The following is a 17,055-nucleotide window of genomic DNA, read 5'->3' as shown; positions in this document are numbered from 1 at the left end:
CCCCCTGTTCATTTGAACAGGGATTATGTCAGGCCAGCGGGTCTTTCGCCAGTTGAAGAGGTGACGCGGGCGCAACATTATGGCAGTCTTGGCGCAATCTGAAGCCCATGAAGAAAAATGTAAATAAGGAATGATTTATGACGATTGTGCGCATTGATGCTGAAGCTCGTTGGTCTGACGTGGTTATCCATAACAACACGTTGTACTACACCGGCGTGCCGGAGAATCTGGATGCAGACGCTTTTGAGCAAACGGCAAATACGCTGGCGCAAATTGATGCGGTGCTGGAAAAACAGGGTAGCGACAAGTCACGAATCCTTGATGCCACCCTTTTTCTGGCGGACAAAAGTGATTTTGCCGCCATGAACAAAGCTTGGGATGCGTGGGTCGTTGCCGGTCACGCGCCGGTACGTTGTACCGTTCAGGCCGGATTGATGAACCCGAAATACAAAGTCGAGATCAAGATTATCGCTGCAGTTTAAGCGGCGCTACTCGTCTTCATCTTCAAAACGCGCCACGATCCGTTCACCGGTATGGCTGGCGCGTAGCTCTTCAGCAACCAGAGCAATCGCCTGTCCGCTGCTCATCCCCTGCGACATCAGTTCCTGAATCCGCTCTACTGCTTTTTGCTGCTGCTCATGACTGAGTGAAGGTAAACCTGCAAACATTGTTAACTCCTGCTAAATTGTCTGCGCTAATTATTTCATGCTACCGGGCAGTTAGCCAGTAGAGTAGCAACGAGTCAGGACTGATGAAGACGTTATCTCCCGCAGTAATCACATTACCCTGGTGTCAGGACGCCGCTGAACGCTATTTTTCGACCTTAAGCCATCTGCCCTGGGCGATGCTGTTGCATTCAGGTCATGCCGATCATCCGCATAACCGTTTTGATATTCTGGTCGCCGACCCTGTAGCGACCCTGGTTACGCGTGCACAGGAGACTATGGTCAAGGACAGGCAAGGCATTTTGCGCACGCTTGATGACCCGATGAAAGTATTATATTCAACGCTAACCGCTCAGGCTATTCAGCCTGATTATCATCCCGACCTCCCGTTCCAGGGCGGCGCACTGGGTTTGTTTGGCTACGATCTGGGCCGCCGCTTTGAATCGCTGCCAAATATTGCCGAACGCGATATCGCCCTGCCGGATATGGGCGTCGGTATCTATGACTGGGCGTTGATTGTCGATCACCAGCTACAGACTGTATCACTGCTTAGCCATAGCGATGTGCATGCCCGTCTGGCGTGGCTCGAAAATCAACTGCCGCCGGTACGCGAGCCATTTACATTAACGTCGGCATGGCACTCGAATATGAGCCGTGAGCAATACGGCGAAAAATTTCGTCAGGTGCAGCACTATTTGCACAGCGGCGACTGCTATCAGGTCAACCTGGCCCAACGTTTTCAGGCGCAATATCAGGGAGATGAATGGCAAGCGTTTGTGCAGCTCAATCGCGCTAACCGCGCGCCATTCAGTGCGTTTATACGCCTGGAAGACGGCGCAATCCTCAGTCTGTCACCGGAACGCTTTATTCAACTGGAAGATCAGCATATCCAGACACGCCCCATCAAAGGTACGCTACCCAGACTGGACGATCCTGATGCCGATCGCCAGCAAGCCGACAAGCTGGCAAATTCGCCAAAGGATCGGGCGGAAAACCTGATGATCGTCGATTTGATGCGTAACGATATTGGCCGCGTTGCTGTACCGGGTTCGGTAAAGGTTCCGGAGCTGTTTGTGGTTGAACCGTTCCCTGCCGTTCATCATTTGGTCAGCACCATTACCGCACGTCTGCCAGAGTCATTACACGCCGCCGATCTGCTGCGTGCCGCCTTCCCTGGTGGCTCCATCACCGGCGCGCCAAAAGTGCGGGCGATGGAAATTATCGACGAACTGGAGCCGCAAAGACGCAACGCCTGGTGCGGCAGCATTGGTTATCTGAGCTTTTGCGGCAATATGGATACCAGCATCACCATTCGCACACTGACAGCCACAAACGGACAAATTTATTGCTCCGCTGGCGGTGGCATTGTTGCAGACAGTCAGGAAGACGCGGAGTATCAGGAAACGTTTGATAAAGTGAATCGTATTTTGCACCAACTGGAGAACTGACACGTGGAATACAGCAGCCTGACGCTTGATGATTTTTTATCGCGCTTCCAACTCCTGCGCCCGCAGGTCAATCATGCCGCGTTAAACCAGCGCCAGGCCGCCGTACTGATCCCTGTCGTACGCCGTGCGCAGCCGGGATTGCTGTTAACCCAGCGATCCGTTCATCTGCGCAAGCACGCCGGACAGGTCGCCTTTCCCGGCGGCGCGGTGGACAGCAGCGATGCTTCATTGATTGCCGCCGCCCTTCGCGAAGCGCAGGAAGAAGTGGCGATCCCACCTTCTTGCGTTGAGGTGATTGGCGTGCTGCCACCGGTCGACAGCGTTACCGGATTTCAGGTCACGCCAGTGGTAGGTATTATCCCGCCAAATTTACCGTATCGCGCCAGTGAGGATGAAGTGTCTGCAGTGTTCGAAATGCCGCTGGCGCAGGCCCTGCATTTAGGTCGCTATCATCCTTTGGATATCTACCGTCGCGGTGATTCACATCGTGTATGGCTTTCCTGGTATGAGCACTATTTCGTCTGGGGAATGACTGCCGGAATAATTCGTGAGCTGGCGCTGCAAATTGGCGTCAAGCCCTGACTATACTTATCTTTACGCACGCCATAGACAACTTGAAACTCAGGTCACAACATTAGTAAAACCGCGGTTATCTATTAGTTTAATTCATGTGAATAGTTAAGCCGATCGCCGCGTTCCCTCTTACACTATGCGCAGTTATAACATCGTTACTGGAAAGCCCAGTCGCCCTGTAGGAGTATTATCGTGATTAGTCTATTCGACATGTTTAAGGTGGGGATTGGTCCCTCATCTTCCCATACCGTAGGGCCTATGAAGGCGGGTAAACAGTTCGTCGATGACCTGGTCGAAAAAGGATTACTGGACAGCGTAACCCGTGTTGCCGTCGACGTGTATGGTTCACTATCGCTCACGGGTAAAGGTCACCACACCGATATCGCCATTATTATGGGTCTGGCGGGCAATGAGCCTGCTACCGTGGATATTGACAGCATCCCCGGATTTATCCGCGACGTAGAAACGCGTGGCCGCCTGCTGCTTGCGCAGGGGCAGCACGAAGTGGATTTCCCGCAGAATGACGGCATGCGTTTTCACAACGGCAACCTGCCGCTGCATGAAAACGGGATGCAGATCCATGCGTACAATGGCGAAACCGTCATTTACAGCAAAACGTACTATTCCATTGGCGGTGGGTTCATCGTTGATGAAGAACATTTTGGTCAGGATGCAACGAATGAGGTCAGCGTACCTTATCCGTTCAAATCCGCCACTGAAATGCTGGAATACTGCAACAGCACCGGTTTGTCTCTCTCTGGCATGGTGATGCAGAACGAACTTGCGCTGCACAGTAAAAAAGAGATTGAAGAGTACTTTGGCAACGTCTGGCAGACCATGCAGGCTTGTATCGATCGTGGGATGAACACCGAAGGCGTGCTGCCGGGTCCGCTGCGCGTTCCTCGCCGTGCCTCCGCCCTGCGTCGTATGCTGGTTTCCAGCGACAAGCTCTCCAACGATCCGATGAACGTGATCGACTGGGTGAACATGTTCGCGCTGGCGGTTAACGAAGAAAACGCCGCGGGTGGTCGCGTTGTAACCGCGCCAACCAACGGTGCCTGCGGGATCGTGCCTGCAGTACTGGCCTATTACGATCATTTCATCGAGTCCGTCAGCCCGGATATCTACACCCGTTATTTCCTGGCGGCGGGGGCAATTGGTGCGTTGTACAAGATGAACGCCTCTATCTCTGGCGCCGAAGTAGGCTGTCAGGGTGAAGTCGGTGTGGCATGTTCCATGGCTGCTGCAGGTCTGGCTGAGCTACTGGGCGCGAGCCCTGAGCAAGTGTGTGTTGCTGCCGAGATCGGTATGGAGCACAACCTGGGCTTAACCTGCGATCCGGTTGCCGGACAGGTGCAGGTTCCGTGCATCGAACGTAACGCTATTGCGTCCGTGAAGGCGATTAACGCCGCACGTATGGCGATGCGCCGCACCAGCGCGCCACGCGTCTCGCTGGATAAAGTCATTGAGACCATGTACGAAACAGGTAAAGACATGAACGCCAAATACCGCGAAACGTCACGCGGTGGTTTGGCAATCAAAGTTCAATGTGACTAATACTTAATTTTCGCCCATCTGCGACGGATGGGCGAATTTGCCCCTTCTCGCTCGTCTACTGTAATTTTCCCCACTACACTTGCTCTGTTGCTGTTGGCTTCTGTGACCAACGGCTTATCGGGCGGCCCGCATGCAAACAGCACAACGGATCATTCAAAACTATCGCCGTAATCGCTTAATCGTCTGCACAATATGTGCACTACTGACGCTCATCCTCACATTAACGGTCCGATTTATTTCGGAGCGTAATATAAATCACCGTTACACCGTCACCTTTGCTAATCATGCCGTAGAGGCACTGGATGATGTGCTGCTCCCACTGCAGGCCGGGCGCGATATACTGCTCCCGTTGATTGGTCTTCCCTGCTCTGTGGCGCGTTTACCTTTGAGCAAGCATGCTGCCAGGCTACAAACAGTGCGCTCTATCAGTCTGATTCAGGGGGGGATTCTTTATTGCTCCAGTATCTTTGGCTATCGCAATGTGCCTATCCGCCAAATTCAACCTGAATTACCGAGCCGGGAGGCGCAACTTCTGTTGTCCACCGACCATTCGCTGATTAAAGGTAGTCCCATTCTGACGCAGTGGTATCCGGCCTCCGCGGATGGCGAAAATGGGGTGCTGGAAATCGTCAATATTGATTTATTATCGACCATGCTGCTGGAACCCCAGCCACCGCAAATCACCAACGCCAGTTTAACCGTCGGCAACCGCCACCTGCTCTACGGACAAGGTGTTGTCGAGACCTTGCCTGCACTGAACGATGAAAAACGTTATCAGCTTTCATCGCAACATTTTCCCTTCACGATCAGCGTCACCGGCCCTGGCGCCAGTGAATTGGCGATAAAACATCTGCCGACACAACTGCCGCTGGCGGTGATCCTGAGCCTGTTGGTGGGATACCTTGCCTGGCTGGCAACCGCCAGCAGAATGAGTTTTTCCTGGGAGATTAATCTGGCTCTCGCGGCACACGAGTTCGAGTTGTTTTGTCAGCCACTGCTGAACGCGCAGACCCAGCAATGTATGGGTGTAGAAATTCTGTTGCGCTGGAACAACCCACGTCAGGGCTGGATTTCGCCGGAAGTGTTTATTCCTATCGCCGAAGAGCACAACCTGATTGTCCCTCTTACCCGTCATGTCATCGCAGAAACCATTCAGCAACGACACGTTTTTCCGATGAGTAGCCAGTTTCATATCGGTATCAATGTTGCCGCCAGCCATTTCCGCCACGGTACGCTGTTAAAAGACCTTAATCAGTACTGGTTCAGCCAGCATCCCATCCAGCAACTGGTTATAGAACTGACCGAACGCGATGCCTTACTGGATGTGGATTATCGGATCGTGCGCGAGTTGAATCGCCTCGGCGTTAAGCTGGCGATTGACGATTTTGGTACCGGAAACAGCTCGCTCTCCTGGCTGGAAAAATTGCGCCCGGATGTGCTGAAAATTGATAAATCATTTACTTCGGCGATCGGAACCGACGCCGTGAATTCAACCGTCACAGACATCATTATCGCGCTGGGAAAAAGGCTGAATATCGAACTGGTGGCTGAAGGCGTAGAAACGCAGGCACAGGCGCAGCATTTACGCCGTCATGGCGTACATATCTTGCAGGGTTTTTTGTATGCCAAGCCGATGCCGCTTCGTGATTTTCCCAAATGGCTGGCGGGCAGCACGCCACCGCCCGCCAGGCATAACGGGCACCATATCATGCCCATTATGCCATTTCGCTAACCCCGTTTACTCGTCTTCGTCGTGAGCGGGTTGTTCTTTAACAATGCGAACTAAATCCACACGATAGTCATTAGCTTCGACAATCGTAATGCTCAGCGGTGCAACCTCAATAACATCACCTACACGCGGGATGTGACCGTTAGCCGCAATCACCAGCCCTGCTACGGTAGCGATGTCTTCGTCCTCATCCACCAGCGTATCCACGTCCAGCGCCTGTTGCAGCGCGTGCAGATCGGTTCCCCCTTTCACCAACCAGCCACCGGCGTCAGCAATGATTTCAGGGGTTTCGTCGGCGTCCGGGAATTCACCTGCGATCGCTTCTAATACGTCCAGCGGTGTTACCAGCCCCTGCACCACACCAAATTCGTTAGTGACGATGACAAAGCTACCGCGGGCACGACGCAGCACGCCTAGCAGATTAATCGGGTCGAGCGTTTCCGGGACGACAATTGCCGGCGAGGCAGACGCAATCGCTGCAACATCCACACCGTCTTCCAGCGCCACCAGCAGCTCTTTAGCACGCACGATACCGATAATTTCATCAAGTTCACCGCGACACACCGGGAACAGGCTGTGTGGAGAAGAAAGCAACTGTTCGCGAATTTCCGCTACGCTCAGATCGGCGTCGACCCAACTAATTTCACCACGAGGTGTCATGATGCCGCGTAATGAACGGGATGCCAGTGAGAGAACACCGTTGATCATATAGCGTTCTTCTTCCACAAACGCGCCTTCCGGGACCGGAACAGGAACCGGATTGTCGGATTCCATCTGCACGCTGGCCTGACGTTTACCCCCCATCAGACGCAAGATTGCATCCGCAGTCCGCGCACGCAGCGGCAGAGTCGACTGGTGGCGAATAAAGTTACGACGGGCAATCTGGTTAAACAGTTCGATGATAATTGAGAAGCCAATCGCCGCATACAGATAGCCTTTCGGAATGTGGAAGCCAAACCCTTCGGCAACCAGGCTCAAACCGATCATCAGCAGGAAGCTCAGACACAGCACCACCACCGTCGGATGTTGGTTCACAAATCGCGTCAGCGGCTTCGATGCCAGCAGCATCACCGCCATCGCAATAACCACCGCCGCCATCATCACCGGCAGATGGTTGACCATACCGACTGCAGTAATGACCGCATCCAGCGAGAACACCGCATCGAGGATAACAATCTGCGTCACCACGACCCAGAAGCTCGCATAGCCTTTTGACTGCCCGGTATCATGTTCACGGTTTTCCAGCCGCTCATGCAGCTCTGTCGTAGCCTTGAACAAGAGGAAGATACCCCCCAGCAGCATAATCAGATCTCGCCCGGAAAACGCGTAGTCCATGACCGTAAACAGCGGTTTTGTCAGCGTCACCATCCACGAAATCACGGACAACAAGCCCAGACGCATAATCAGCGCCAGTGACAAACCAATGAGGCGCGCTTTATCTCGCTGTTTCGGTGGCAGCTTATCGGCAAGAATTGCAATGAAGACCAGGTTATCGATACCCAGAACAATTTCGAGAACAACAAGCGTGAGCAAACCCACCCAAATCTGCGGGTCCATTAAGAGTTCCATGACAAGCTCCTGCTTAAGGAATGATCAAACTGCGCCCTGAACATCTCAGGCGTTAAAGCAATATGCAGATAAAGTTTGTGGCAAAAAGTGCCAAACTGACAGGCTTGATACGGCCTAAAGGTGAAATGACGTCGGTGACGATCCATATGGTGGGCTACTGCCCTATACTCCTGAGTAATTAAACAGATGCTAAACATAACAGAGACAACCGGTTTTTAGCAAAGATTTACCTTCCTTTGCAATAAGTTGTTTCGGAGATATTTCACCCTTCGAAATTTCTTCTGATCGGAAGTTAAATTACGGATCTTCATCACATAAAATATTTTTTTCGATATCTAAAATAATTCACGAAAATCATAGGTTTTTCTTTGTAACCCTTATCTGAATCGATTCGATTGCGGACGAGCGATTCAAAATGCATCTTCACGTTGATGTGTTAACGATAATAAAGGAGGTAGCAAGTGACCATTGCTATTGTAATAGGCACACATGGTTGGGCTGCAGAGCAGTTACTTAAAACAGCAGAGATGTTGTTAGGCGAGCAGGAAAACGTCGGCTGGATCGATTTCGTTCCAGGCGAAAATGCCGAAACGCTGATTGAAAAGTATAACGCTCAGTTGGCAAAACTGGATACCAGTAAAGGCGTGCTGTTTCTCGTTGACACATGGGGAGGCAGCCCGTTTAACGCTGCGAGCCGCATTGTTGTCGATAAAGAGCATTATGAAGTTATCGCAGGCGTGAACATTCCCATGCTGGTAGAAACCTTCATGGCGCGTGACGACAACCCCAGCTTCGATGAATTAGTCGCACTGGCGGTTGAAACGGGTAGCGAAGGCGTAAAAGCGCTGAAAGCAAAACCTGTTGAAAAAGCCGCACCTGCCCCCGTCGCAGCACCTAAGGCAGCGGCACCCGCGAAACCGATGGGCCCGAACGACTATATGCAGATCGGCCTCGCACGTATCGATGACCGTTTAATCCATGGTCAGGTGGCAACTCGCTGGACCAAAGAAACCAACGTAACGCGCATTATCGTCGTCAGTGATGAAGTTGCTGCTGATACCGTGCGTAAGACGTTGCTGACTCAGGTCGCACCGCCAGGCGTTACCGCACATGTGGTTGATGTCGCGAAAATGATCCGCGTCTATAACAACCCGAAATACGCCGGTGAGCGTGTAATGCTGCTGTTCACCAACCCGACCGATGTAGAACGCATCGTTGAAGGTGGCGTAAAAATTACCTCTGTTAACATTGGCGGCATGGCATTCCGCCAGGGGAAAACGCAGGTAAACAACGCGATTTCGGTGGATGAAAAAGACATCGAAGCCTTCAAGAAACTCAACGAACGCGGTATTGAGCTCGAAGCCCGTAAGGTTTCTACCGATCAGAAACTGAAAATGATGGATTTGATTGCCAAGGCGAAATAACCACCTGGCATTTACTTAGTTTTCACACTTAAGTCTGTATAGCAATAGGAGAAGTACAATGGAGATTACCACTCTTCAGATTGTGCTGGTGTTCATCGTCGCATGTATCGCGGGTATGGAGTCGGTACTCGATGAATTTCAGTTCCACCGTCCATTGGTGGCCTGTACGCTGATTGGTGCCGTTCTCGGGGATATGAAAACCGGCATTATCATCGGTGGTACCCTGGAAATGATCGCTCTGGGCTGGATGAACATCGGTGCTGCGGTTGCGCCTGATGCTGCACTGGCTTCCATTATCTCTACCGTTCTGGTTATTGCGGGTCACCAAAGTATCGGTGCAGGTATCGCGCTGGCGATACCACTGGCAGCAGCAGGCCAGGTTCTGACCATTATCGTTCGTACCATCACCGTAGCATTCCAGCACGCGGCGGATAAGGCGGCCGAAAACGGCAACCTGACGGCGCTCTCCTGGCTGCACGTTTCCTCCCTGTTCCTGCAGGCTATGCGTATCGCTATCCCGGCGGTAATCGTAGCGATTTCTGTCGGTACCAGTGAAGTTCAGAGCATGCTTAATGCCATTCCGGAAGTCGTGACCGGCGGCCTGAACATCGCAGGCGGTATGATCGTGGTGGTTGGTTATGCGATGGTCATCAACATGATGCGCGCAGGCTACCTGATGCCATTCTTCTACCTCGGCTTCGTCACCGCGGCATTTACTAACTTCAACCTGGTTGCTCTGGGTGTGATTGGCGCAGTAATGGCGATCCTCTACATTCAGCTGAGCCCGAAATATAACCGCGTAGCCGGTGCGCCTGCTGCGGCGGCTGGCAATAACGATCTCGATAACGAACTGGACTAGCAGGTGAGCGAAATGGTTGATATGACTAAAACTACCACCGAGAAAAAACTCACTCCGAGTGACATTCGTGGCGTGTTCATTCGTTCTAACCTGTTTCAGGGTTCATGGAACTTCGAACGTATGCAGGCGCTGGGCTTCTGTTTCTCCATGGTACCGGCTATTCGCCGCTTGTATCCGGAAAACAACGACGCCCGTAAGCAAGCTATCAAGCGTCACCTGGAATTCTTTAACACCCATCCCTATGTAGCGGCACCGGTTCTGGGCGTTACACTGGCAATGGAAGAACAGCGTGCGAATGGCGCAGAGATTGACGATGGTGCTATCAACGGTATCAAAGTTGGTCTGATGGGACCGCTGGCAGGCGTGGGCGACCCGATTTTCTGGGGTACCGTACGCCCGGTATTCGCCGCGCTGGGTGCAGGTATCGCGATGAGCGGTAGCCTGCTTGGGCCACTGCTGTTCTTTATCCTGTTCAACCTGGTACGGCTGGCAACCCGTTACTACGGCGTGGCATACGGCTACCGTAAAGGCGTAGATATCGTTAAAGATATGGGCGGCGGCTTCCTGCAGAAACTGACTGAGGGAGCGTCAATCCTCGGCCTGTTTGTCATGGGGGCCTTGGTTAACAAGTGGACGCACGTGAATATCCCACTGGTGGTCTCCACCATCACCGGTCAGGATGGCCAAACGCGCGTGACCACTGTGCAGACAATCCTTGATCAGCTGATGCCGGGCCTGGTTCCTCTGCTACTGACCTTCGCCTGTATGTGGCTTCTGCGTAAGAAAGTGAACCCACTGTGGATCATCGTTGGCTTTTTCGTCATCGGTATCGCGGGCTACGCTGTCGGCCTGCTCGGCCTGTAAGACTGTTGTACATCACCGGGGGCTTGCCCCCGGTTTTTCTATTTAGAGGGTTGAGGATTCATGACTATCACGGACCTGGTGCTGGTTCTATTTATCTTTTCGCTGCTGGCGTATGCCATTTACGATCAGTTCATCATGCCCCGCCGTAATGGCCCCACTCTACTTACTGTTGCCCTGCTTCCACGCAGTCGAGTCGACAGCGTTATCTTCATCGGTTTGATTGTTATTCTGATCTACAACAACATCACCAGCCACGGCGCGCAATTTACCACATGGTTATTATGTGCACTGGTGTTAATGGGGTTGTATCTGTTCTGGATCCGTACGCCTAAAATTATTTTCAAACAAAAAGGTTTTTTCTTCGCCAATGTCTGGATTGAATATGACCGGATTAAAGAGATGAATTTATCAGAAGACGGTGTGCTGGTGATGCAATTAGAGCAAAGACGATTGCTTATTCGCGTACGAAATATAGACAACCTGGAGAAGATATATAAACTTCTCATTTCAAACCAATAAGTTACAAATATAGCCTGAACTATGTTTTTTATATCTCAGTGAAAAACAAACATAGCTAAGGCTATATTTCTCCGCCCATATGTTATTTAATTTAACGTTTTATCTATAAATAAATCTAAATGAAAATTATTTTCATTTAGAAGTCAAATAATATTTCTGCGTTTCTTGTTTTATATTCCAAAAATATGTTAAGGTTGCGCCCGTCGTTGGGGAGTAGCCGATTTCCAGACTCCGGAAATGTACGTGTCAACATACTCGTTGAAAAACGTGGCACGTACGGACTGAACATCACGTTTAGTCAGGCGAGACCATAGGCACATCAACTGCAATGCATATTTGAATGGCTCTGTATAGACAATGGGTCCGCTCATTGTGCATGGTTACTGGGGGCAGTGATGTGTTTTATGGAATACCCCGGTCAGGACGCTGTTATGAATATCACCGCAACTGTTCTTCTCGCTTTCGGCATGTCGATGGATGCTTTCGCAGCATCAATTGGCAAAGGCGCCACCTTACATAAACCTAAATTCTCTGAAGCTCTGCGTACCGGCCTTATCTTTGGCGCAGTCGAGACCCTTACGCCACTGATTGGCTGGGGAATGGGGATGCTTGCCAGCAAATTCGTGCTGGAGTGGAACCACTGGATCGCCTTCATTTTGCTGATCTTTTTAGGCGGCCGAATGATAATCGAAGGCTTTCGTGACAACGATGATGAAGATGAAGAGCCGCAGCGCCGCCACGGTTTCTGGCTGCTGGTCACCACTGCCATTGCGACCAGTCTCGACGCGATGGCCGTCGGGGTGGGTCTGGCCTTCCTGCAGGTCAACATTATTGCCACTGCGCTGGCCATTGGCTGCGCCACGTTAATTATGTCCACGCTTGGCATGATGATCGGTCGTTTTATTGGCCCGATGTTGGGCAAGCGAGCTGAAATTCTGGGTGGGGTAGTCCTGATTGGTATCGGCGCCCAGATCCTCTGGGCACACTTCCACGGTTAATTCAGACGCTGCCAGATATGAATACTAAAGTCAGTCTGGCAGTCAAACTTCGTTTTCCCCGCTAACGTTTCCCACACTTCCGGCTTTGCCCGCCAGGCGAACGGCGTCATTTGCAATAACGCAACGGCCTCGCTGCCCTTAAGCTGCATCTGATACCCCAGCGCAATACTCTGTTGCAGAACAAAACCGTCCAGTTGCTCTGTGTGTGGCGCATGTAAACGCACCTCATCATAAATCAGCCCTTTAAGTTCCATTAAATGACGCGGACCCGGCGTGGCGGTGATTACCCATCCACCCGGTTTCACCACGCGGGCCAACTCTTCGGCTTTGCAAGGTGCGTAGATCCTGATAATGGCGTCCATTGACGCATCGGCAAACGGCAGACGATGGCTGGAGGCAACGCAAAAGGTCACCTGCGAATAACGTCGGGCCGCGGCCTTAATCGCCACTTTAGAAACATCAAGCCCAAAGGTTGTACTGCCCGCCAGCACATCGGCAAACGCGTGAGTGTAGTACCCTTCCCCACAGCCGATATCCAGGATCGTCGCATCGTCTGAAATCAGCCTCTGCTTGAGCGCATCCACAATCGCATCGCGTAGCGGCTGATAGTGACCAGCATCAAGAAATTCCCGGCGCGCCTGCATCATTTCCGCACTGTCACCCGGATCGCGCGACCGCTTATGCTGAACCGGCATCAGGTTAACATATCCCTCTTTCGCCACGTCAAACTGGTGTCGCTCCGGGCAGACAAAACTGTTATTCGCTTGAGTAAGAGGCTGGTGGCAAAGAGGACAGGAAAACGACATGACAACTCCGGCAGGTGGCTTAAGGGCGCAAGTGTAACGCGAATTGCGCCCTGGGAAAATAACTTACAGCGACGGCGAGGATACGCTGCTGCCGTGCATCACCAGCAGATGATCGGAGTCAGCAGGCATGCCGTCCGGTTTGACGTTTTCCAGACGCAGAACATCGCCCATAATCTGGCTGAAGACCGGCGCGGAGACGGCTCCCCCATAGTAAGCACCGTTTTGCGGGTTATTAATCACCACGACCAGCGCGAATTTTGGATCGCTCGCTGGCGCAACCCCTGCCGTATAAGCCACGTATTTATCGACATATTTACCGTCATCACCAATTTTCTTTGCCGTCCCGGTTTTCACCGCAACACGGTAATCCCTCACCGCAGCCTTGGTCCCACCGCCGCCGGGTAGCGCGACGCTTTCCATCATATGTTCAACCTGATGCACCAACGCCTCCGGCATCACCCGCGTACCTATCACTGGCGGATCGATACGCGTAATAGAAAGGGGGCGGTAAATACCAAAACTGCCGATGGTGGCATAGACATGCGCCAACTGGAGCGGCGTCACCATTAACCCGTAACCGAATGCAAAGGTCGCCCGGTCCAGATCGCTCCAGTAACGTCGCTGAGGCATTAAACCGCTACTTTCTCCGGTTAGCCCCAGCCCGGTTGGGTCGCCAAAACCAAAGCGTTTATAGGTATCCAGCAGTTTCTGTACCGGCATTGCCAGCGAAAGGTGCGACACACCGGTATCGCTTGATTTCTGCAAAATACCGGTAAGCGATAGCTCCGGGTAAAATCCGACATCGCGGATGCGATGTCCATCGAGATTAAAAGGATGGGTATCAATGACGCTATCAGGCTGCACAATCCCTTGCTGCAGAGCAGTCATGATCACCAGCGGTTTAACGGTTGAACCGGGTTCAAAGGTGTCGCTAATTGCACGGTTGCGAAAATCATCCAGCACCGCGCCATCACGGTTATTGGGATTGAAGTCGGGAAAGCTTGCCATCGACAGGATTTCGCCGGTGGCAATATTGACCAGCACCGCGGCTCCAGATTCCGCTTTATTCCATGTTACGGCATTATCCAGCGCATCTTCAGTCACCGTCTGCAAGCGCTCATCAATACTGAGCTGCAATTCGTGCGCGGGGACCGGCATCACTTCCGTGATATTTTCAATCACATGCCCGAACTTGTCTTTGCGCACAAGGCGAGAGCCGGGTTTACCCATCAACTGGCTGTTGAAACTTTTCTCCAGGCCTTCAATACCTTGTCCATCAATGTTCGTAAAGCCGATAAGATTTGCCGCCACATGACCTGCGGGATAGAAACGGCGGGATTCTTCGCGCAGATTAATCCCCGGGAGATTAAGATCATCGACCCACTGCGCCTGCTGAGGAGAGATCTGGCGCGCCAGATAAATAAAACGGCCAGCTGGATTGCTGTTAACACGTTCAGCCAGCGTGCTGAGTGAAATATGCAGGGTCTTCGCCAATGCCTGCCAGCGTTCGTTATAGCCAACGCCACCTTTGCTGACAATCGTCTTCGGATCGGCCCAAACTGCATTCACCGGCACGCTTACTGCGAGAGGACGTCCTTCTCTGTCGGTAATCATCCCACGCGGTGAGGCGATTGTGACTTCACGTAACGAACGCATATCCTCCTGCTTGACCAGGCTCGTTGGGGTGACAATTTGTAACCACGCAACCCGACCAAGCAACAATCCCAGACTCAACAGTATTGCCACACAAAGCAGGGCAAAACGTACGGGAGTAAAATTGCGCGCATCGCCGTCGTTTTTCTTTTTCACCGGGGCTCCAGCAAGATAGTTTTTCAGGTGACTGATTTAACGGGAATTGCCGGGAGAAAGCGGGAAAAACAATGCTACGAACATCGCGCCTTTGCAACAAAGCGCTAATGGAGAGGCATTCAGAAATATTTTGACGTAATTTGAATTAAAAAGCCCCGCATAAGCGAGGCTTTATATCTGAATTGGTTGCGCCTGAGCGCTTCAAATCAGTGGTATCGATCAGATAGCTGTTACGTTAACAGCAGCCGGACCTTTCTGGCCGTCCTGAATTTCGAACTCAACGTTCTGGCCTTCAGCCAGAGTTTTGAAGCCGTTACCCTGGATAGCGGAGAAGTGTACGAACACATCTTTGCTGCCATCAGCCGGGGTAATGAAACCAAAACCTTTAGACTCGTTGAACCACTTAACTTGACCTTTAATCTTTGCCATTTGCAAAATTCCTTAGAGTATTTTCTTCGCCCGCAGGCATAACATAGATAAAACTGAGACATTACTGCTTGAGGCACTAATATAAGGTTCGGCAGAGAAGCGGTATTCAACGTCAACGTGTTTACTCAGGACTTCTTTACTGAAAATGCCACACATAAACAGAACTGTACCTCGTTTAACCCAAACCGTGTTATCACATACAACGTTAATAATGGCAAGCCATTTTTAAACGTGTCTCGATCGGTCGCACAAATCCCGCAGTTCATCAAACAACAACTGCACAGTTATGCGCCAGGCCGAGTAGAGATATATCCTCGCCTCTCTCCCCTTGCCCCGGCTGGCCTGCGCCGTAGCATGGACTTTCTACCATAGCTCATCAGGTTCAACTGTTCCAGATTATCTGTCACAGCCTCTGCCAGATATCATTTTTTATGCTTAGTAATGCATAAAATATCACAAGCGTAAAAATGAGATCGGCATTCTGGTTTTGCACCAAAATAATGAAAGAATGATGACAATGCACAAAAAAAGTAAGAGAAACGTTTCGCTGATAATAAAACGATCGGTATCACAAAAATGACACAATCATATTATTAATCTATGGATAATTATATTTATGTCAAACCAGAGATAAGATATTAATTGGTCAGAGCATCTGGAAAAATGCAGGTTCCACGTGTGTCGGCGCAGTAATTGCCGGATTGTTGCAGAAGAAAATAATCTGATATCGTTGACGACAGGATGAAGCATCTGAGGATAGCATCTACAGACTCTCACCCTGTCTTTCTGTTTACTACCGTTCGGCTACCAGACGAATGATGTCATCATCTTCATCCTGAGTTTGCACCGCGGTAGGCTCTTCTGCTTTTTCCGGTTCGTTAGCTTCACAAAGACGACGGAGCAATACGTTCTGTCGTTTTTGCTGATCCAACAACGCCTCAAGCAGTTCAATCTGCTCGTTAGTACGCGAACTTGCCCGATTGATGAAAAACCACAATACAAGCCCGATAACCAGAACCACCACCGATACCACTAAAGACGCAAAACTCAACGCGCCAGAATTCAAAACTTCGTTCATTTCACCACCTCAATGTAGACAGCGTAGTTTACCATTGCCGCACAAGAAGGTAATCAACTGTTACTGAAATGCGCTTACCAGGGAATAAATTTATTGATGGCGCAAATTCCGCTGAAAAATTGTACGTCCTGATCGCACATGATGTTGAACACCTGCGCCCACATCAGTATGCATACCAGCACGACAACTATCAGGACCACCCATCGAATTTTTTTCACTCCAACTCCACTCTCCGAATCTACAGCCTATGTTGATAAATTATCATGAGTTACCTAAACCCTAAGTTAACTGTAACGGCATTAAATGTTTTTAGGAATGATTCACTTGTTTCATCCCATGTACAGGCTAATCTAATAATAACGAGAAAAGATAAGAGGTTGTAATGCGTTTGATTATCCGCGCTATTGTGTTGCTCGCTCTGGTTTGGATCGGTTTATTACTGAGTGGCTACGGCGTTTTGATAGGAAGTAAGGAGACTGCGGCAGGTCTGGGCCTGCAATGTCAATATCTGACCGCCCGCGGGACCAGCACCGCGCAATACGTCCATACCAACAGCGGCATCATTGGCCTGTCAGATTGCCCCCTGTTGAGGAAAAGCACCGTCGTTATCGATAATGGTTAATATAGCAGCAAAAAAATCAGTACGTTATTCGCTCCGGCGACGACGGCAGATCGTAAAAAACCCGATACGCCGTATCGGGTTTTCTGTGTATCGCAACACGTCAAAA

19 protein-coding genes and 1 riboswitch are annotated in these 17,055 nt (G+C 51.1%); of the genes, 11 read left to right on the top strand and 8 right to left on the bottom strand.

The genetic code is table 11. The features are described 5' to 3' along the window. Window positions 1–137 precede the first annotated feature (137 nt). Complete coding sequence (locus tag HV041_RS06945; protein ID WP_005122186.1) at window positions 138–482, top strand: RidA family protein; 345 nt, start codon at window positions 138–140, stop codon at window positions 480–482. Window positions 483–488: 6 nt separating this feature from the next. Here the strand turns inward: HV041_RS06945 and HV041_RS06940 are convergent, their stop codons facing one another. Then, entirely contained in the window at window positions 489–668 is a 180-nt protein-coding gene (locus tag HV041_RS06940) for a YoaH family protein (RefSeq protein ID WP_003020986.1), read from the bottom strand. 83 nt (window positions 669–751) lie between these two features. On the opposite strand from HV041_RS06940, the gene pabB reads away from it, so the two are divergent. From pabB to HV041_RS06920, 4 genes are all read left to right on the top strand, one after another. Continuing rightward, complete coding sequence (pabB, locus tag HV041_RS06935) at window positions 752–2,113, top strand: aminodeoxychorismate synthase component 1 (protein WP_161958609.1); 1,362 nt, start codon at window positions 752–754, stop codon at window positions 2,111–2,113. A 3-nt stretch (window positions 2,114–2,116) separates the two neighbouring features. After that, on the top strand, window positions 2,117–2,695 hold the full coding sequence (locus HV041_RS06930; protein WP_048211408.1) for a CoA pyrophosphatase: 579 nt from the start codon (window positions 2,117–2,119) through the stop codon (window positions 2,693–2,695). A gap of 183 nt (window positions 2,696–2,878) precedes the next feature. Next, a complete protein-coding gene (gene sdaA, locus HV041_RS06925) occupies window positions 2,879–4,243 on the top strand; it encodes an L-serine ammonia-lyase (RefSeq protein ID WP_048211407.1) in 1,365 nt (454 codons plus the stop codon). A 130-nt stretch (window positions 4,244–4,373) separates the two neighbouring features. Further along, a complete protein-coding gene (locus tag HV041_RS06920; RefSeq protein ID WP_048211406.1) occupies window positions 4,374–5,975 on the top strand; it encodes an EAL domain-containing protein in 1,602 nt (533 codons plus the stop codon). Between the two features lie 6 nt (window positions 5,976–5,981). Here the strand turns inward: HV041_RS06920 and yoaE are convergent, their stop codons facing one another. Beyond that, window positions 5,982–7,541, bottom strand: coding sequence for a CNNM family cation transport protein YoaE (gene yoaE / locus HV041_RS06915; RefSeq protein WP_048211405.1), 1,560 nt, complete (start codon window positions 7,539–7,541; stop codon window positions 5,982–5,984). Window positions 7,542–8,002: 461 nt separating this feature from the next. Between yoaE and manX the strand changes: the two genes are divergently transcribed. From manX to mntP, 5 genes are all read left to right on the top strand, one after another. Then, a complete protein-coding gene (manX, locus tag HV041_RS06910) occupies window positions 8,003–8,965 on the top strand; it encodes a PTS mannose transporter subunit IIAB (RefSeq protein WP_005122176.1) in 963 nt (320 codons plus the stop codon). 58 nt (window positions 8,966–9,023) lie between these two features. Next, window positions 9,024–9,824, top strand: a complete 801-nt coding sequence (locus tag HV041_RS06905) for a PTS mannose/fructose/sorbose transporter subunit IIC (protein ID WP_003021004.1) — start codon at window positions 9,024–9,026, stop codon at window positions 9,822–9,824. Window positions 9,825–9,836: 12 nt separating this feature from the next. Then, window positions 9,837–10,688 carry a PTS mannose transporter subunit IID gene (locus HV041_RS06900; protein ID WP_003833769.1) on the top strand — a complete coding sequence of 284 codons (852 nt, stop codon included), beginning with the start codon at window positions 9,837–9,839 and terminating at the stop codon, window positions 10,686–10,688. A gap of 60 nt (window positions 10,689–10,748) precedes the next feature. Then, complete coding sequence (locus HV041_RS06895) at window positions 10,749–11,207, top strand: DUF986 family protein (protein ID WP_121584741.1); 459 nt, start codon at window positions 10,749–10,751, stop codon at window positions 11,205–11,207. A gap of 196 nt (window positions 11,208–11,403) precedes the next feature. Next, a riboswitch (yybP-ykoY riboswitch) is annotated at window positions 11,404–11,632 on the top strand. Between the two features lie 6 nt (window positions 11,633–11,638). Beyond that, the gene (gene mntP, locus HV041_RS06890; RefSeq protein ID WP_115602405.1) at window positions 11,639–12,205 is read left to right on the top strand and encodes a manganese efflux pump MntP; all 567 of its coding nucleotides are present in this window, start codon (window positions 11,639–11,641) and stop codon (window positions 12,203–12,205) included. On the opposite strand, the gene rlmA is transcribed toward mntP, so the two are convergent. The 6 genes from rlmA to mgrB form a co-directional block, all read right to left on the bottom strand. Continuing rightward, the gene (rlmA, locus tag HV041_RS06885; RefSeq protein ID WP_121584742.1) at window positions 12,202–13,011 is read right to left on the bottom strand and encodes a 23S rRNA (guanine(745)-N(1))-methyltransferase; all 810 of its coding nucleotides are present in this window, start codon (window positions 13,009–13,011) and stop codon (window positions 12,202–12,204) included. The genes mntP and rlmA overlap by 4 nt on opposite strands. Before the next feature lie 63 nt (window positions 13,012–13,074). Then, entirely contained in the window at window positions 13,075–14,820 is a 1,746-nt protein-coding gene (ftsI, locus tag HV041_RS06880; RefSeq protein WP_101742622.1) for a peptidoglycan glycosyltransferase FtsI, read from the bottom strand. Window positions 14,821–15,039: 219 nt separating this feature from the next. Then, window positions 15,040–15,249, bottom strand: coding sequence for a transcription antiterminator/RNA stability regulator CspE (cspE, locus tag HV041_RS06875; protein ID WP_001062678.1), 210 nt, complete (start codon window positions 15,247–15,249; stop codon window positions 15,040–15,042). A gap of 12 nt (window positions 15,250–15,261) precedes the next feature. Next, a complete protein-coding gene (locus HV041_RS06870) occupies window positions 15,262–15,405 on the bottom strand; it encodes a DUF2627 domain-containing protein (RefSeq protein WP_003034983.1) in 144 nt (47 codons plus the stop codon). Window positions 15,406–16,042: 637 nt separating this feature from the next. Next, entirely contained in the window at window positions 16,043–16,327 is a 285-nt protein-coding gene (locus HV041_RS06865) for a YebO family protein (protein ID WP_048211402.1), read from the bottom strand. A 74-nt stretch (window positions 16,328–16,401) separates the two neighbouring features. Then, window positions 16,402–16,545, bottom strand: a complete 144-nt coding sequence (gene mgrB / locus HV041_RS06860) for a PhoP/PhoQ regulator MgrB (protein ID WP_003034977.1) — start codon at window positions 16,543–16,545, stop codon at window positions 16,402–16,404. A 164-nt stretch (window positions 16,546–16,709) separates the two neighbouring features. Here mgrB and HV041_RS06855 point away from each other — a divergent pair, with 164 nt between their 5' ends. Further along, the gene (locus tag HV041_RS06855) at window positions 16,710–16,949 is read left to right on the top strand and encodes a YobH family protein (RefSeq protein WP_061068061.1); all 240 of its coding nucleotides are present in this window, start codon (window positions 16,710–16,712) and stop codon (window positions 16,947–16,949) included. Window positions 16,950–17,055: the final 106 nt, after the last annotated feature.

The organism is Citrobacter sp. RHBSTW-00029 (genome assembly GCF_014104295.1).
Classification (GTDB): domain Bacteria; phylum Pseudomonadota; class Gammaproteobacteria; order Enterobacterales; family Enterobacteriaceae; genus Citrobacter; species Citrobacter youngae.
Note: the sequence above shows the minus strand (reverse complement) of the source record. Positions and strands in the feature narration are given on the sequence as shown.

What these genes read in the sequence shown, in the direction of transcription:
- HV041_RS06945 (WP_005122186.1), top strand. Translation starts at nt 138, where the DNA reads ATGACGATTGTGCGCATTGATGCTGAAGCTCGTTGGTCTGACGTGGTT.
- HV041_RS06940 (WP_003020986.1), bottom strand. Translation starts at nt 668, where the DNA reads ATGTTTGCAGGTTTACCTTCACTCAGTCATGAGCAGCAGCAAAAAGCA.
- pabB (WP_161958609.1), top strand. Translation starts at nt 752, where the DNA reads ATGAAGACGTTATCTCCCGCAGTAATCACATTACCCTGGTGTCAGGAC.
- HV041_RS06920 (WP_048211406.1), top strand. Translation starts at nt 4,374, where the DNA reads ATGCAAACAGCACAACGGATCATTCAAAACTATCGCCGTAATCGCTTA.
- yoaE (WP_048211405.1), bottom strand. Translation starts at nt 7,541, where the DNA reads ATGGAACTCTTAATGGACCCGCAGATTTGGGTGGGTTTGCTCACGCTT.
- HV041_RS06905 (WP_003021004.1), top strand. Translation starts at nt 9,024, where the DNA reads ATGGAGATTACCACTCTTCAGATTGTGCTGGTGTTCATCGTCGCATGT.
- HV041_RS06900 (WP_003833769.1), top strand. Translation starts at nt 9,837, where the DNA reads ATGGTTGATATGACTAAAACTACCACCGAGAAAAAACTCACTCCGAGT.
- HV041_RS06895 (WP_121584741.1), top strand. Translation starts at nt 10,749, where the DNA reads ATGACTATCACGGACCTGGTGCTGGTTCTATTTATCTTTTCGCTGCTG.
- mntP (WP_115602405.1), top strand. Translation starts at nt 11,639, where the DNA reads ATGAATATCACCGCAACTGTTCTTCTCGCTTTCGGCATGTCGATGGAT.
- rlmA (WP_121584742.1), bottom strand. Translation starts at nt 13,011, where the DNA reads ATGTCGTTTTCCTGTCCTCTTTGCCACCAGCCTCTTACTCAAGCGAAT.
- cspE (WP_001062678.1), bottom strand. Translation starts at nt 15,249, where the DNA reads ATGGCAAAGATTAAAGGTCAAGTTAAGTGGTTCAACGAGTCTAAAGGT.
- HV041_RS06870 (WP_003034983.1), bottom strand. Translation starts at nt 15,405, where the DNA reads ATGTGTGGCATTTTCAGTAAAGAAGTCCTGAGTAAACACGTTGACGTT.
- HV041_RS06865 (WP_048211402.1), bottom strand. Translation starts at nt 16,327, where the DNA reads ATGAACGAAGTTTTGAATTCTGGCGCGTTGAGTTTTGCGTCTTTAGTG.
- HV041_RS06855 (WP_061068061.1), top strand. Translation starts at nt 16,710, where the DNA reads ATGCGTTTGATTATCCGCGCTATTGTGTTGCTCGCTCTGGTTTGGATC.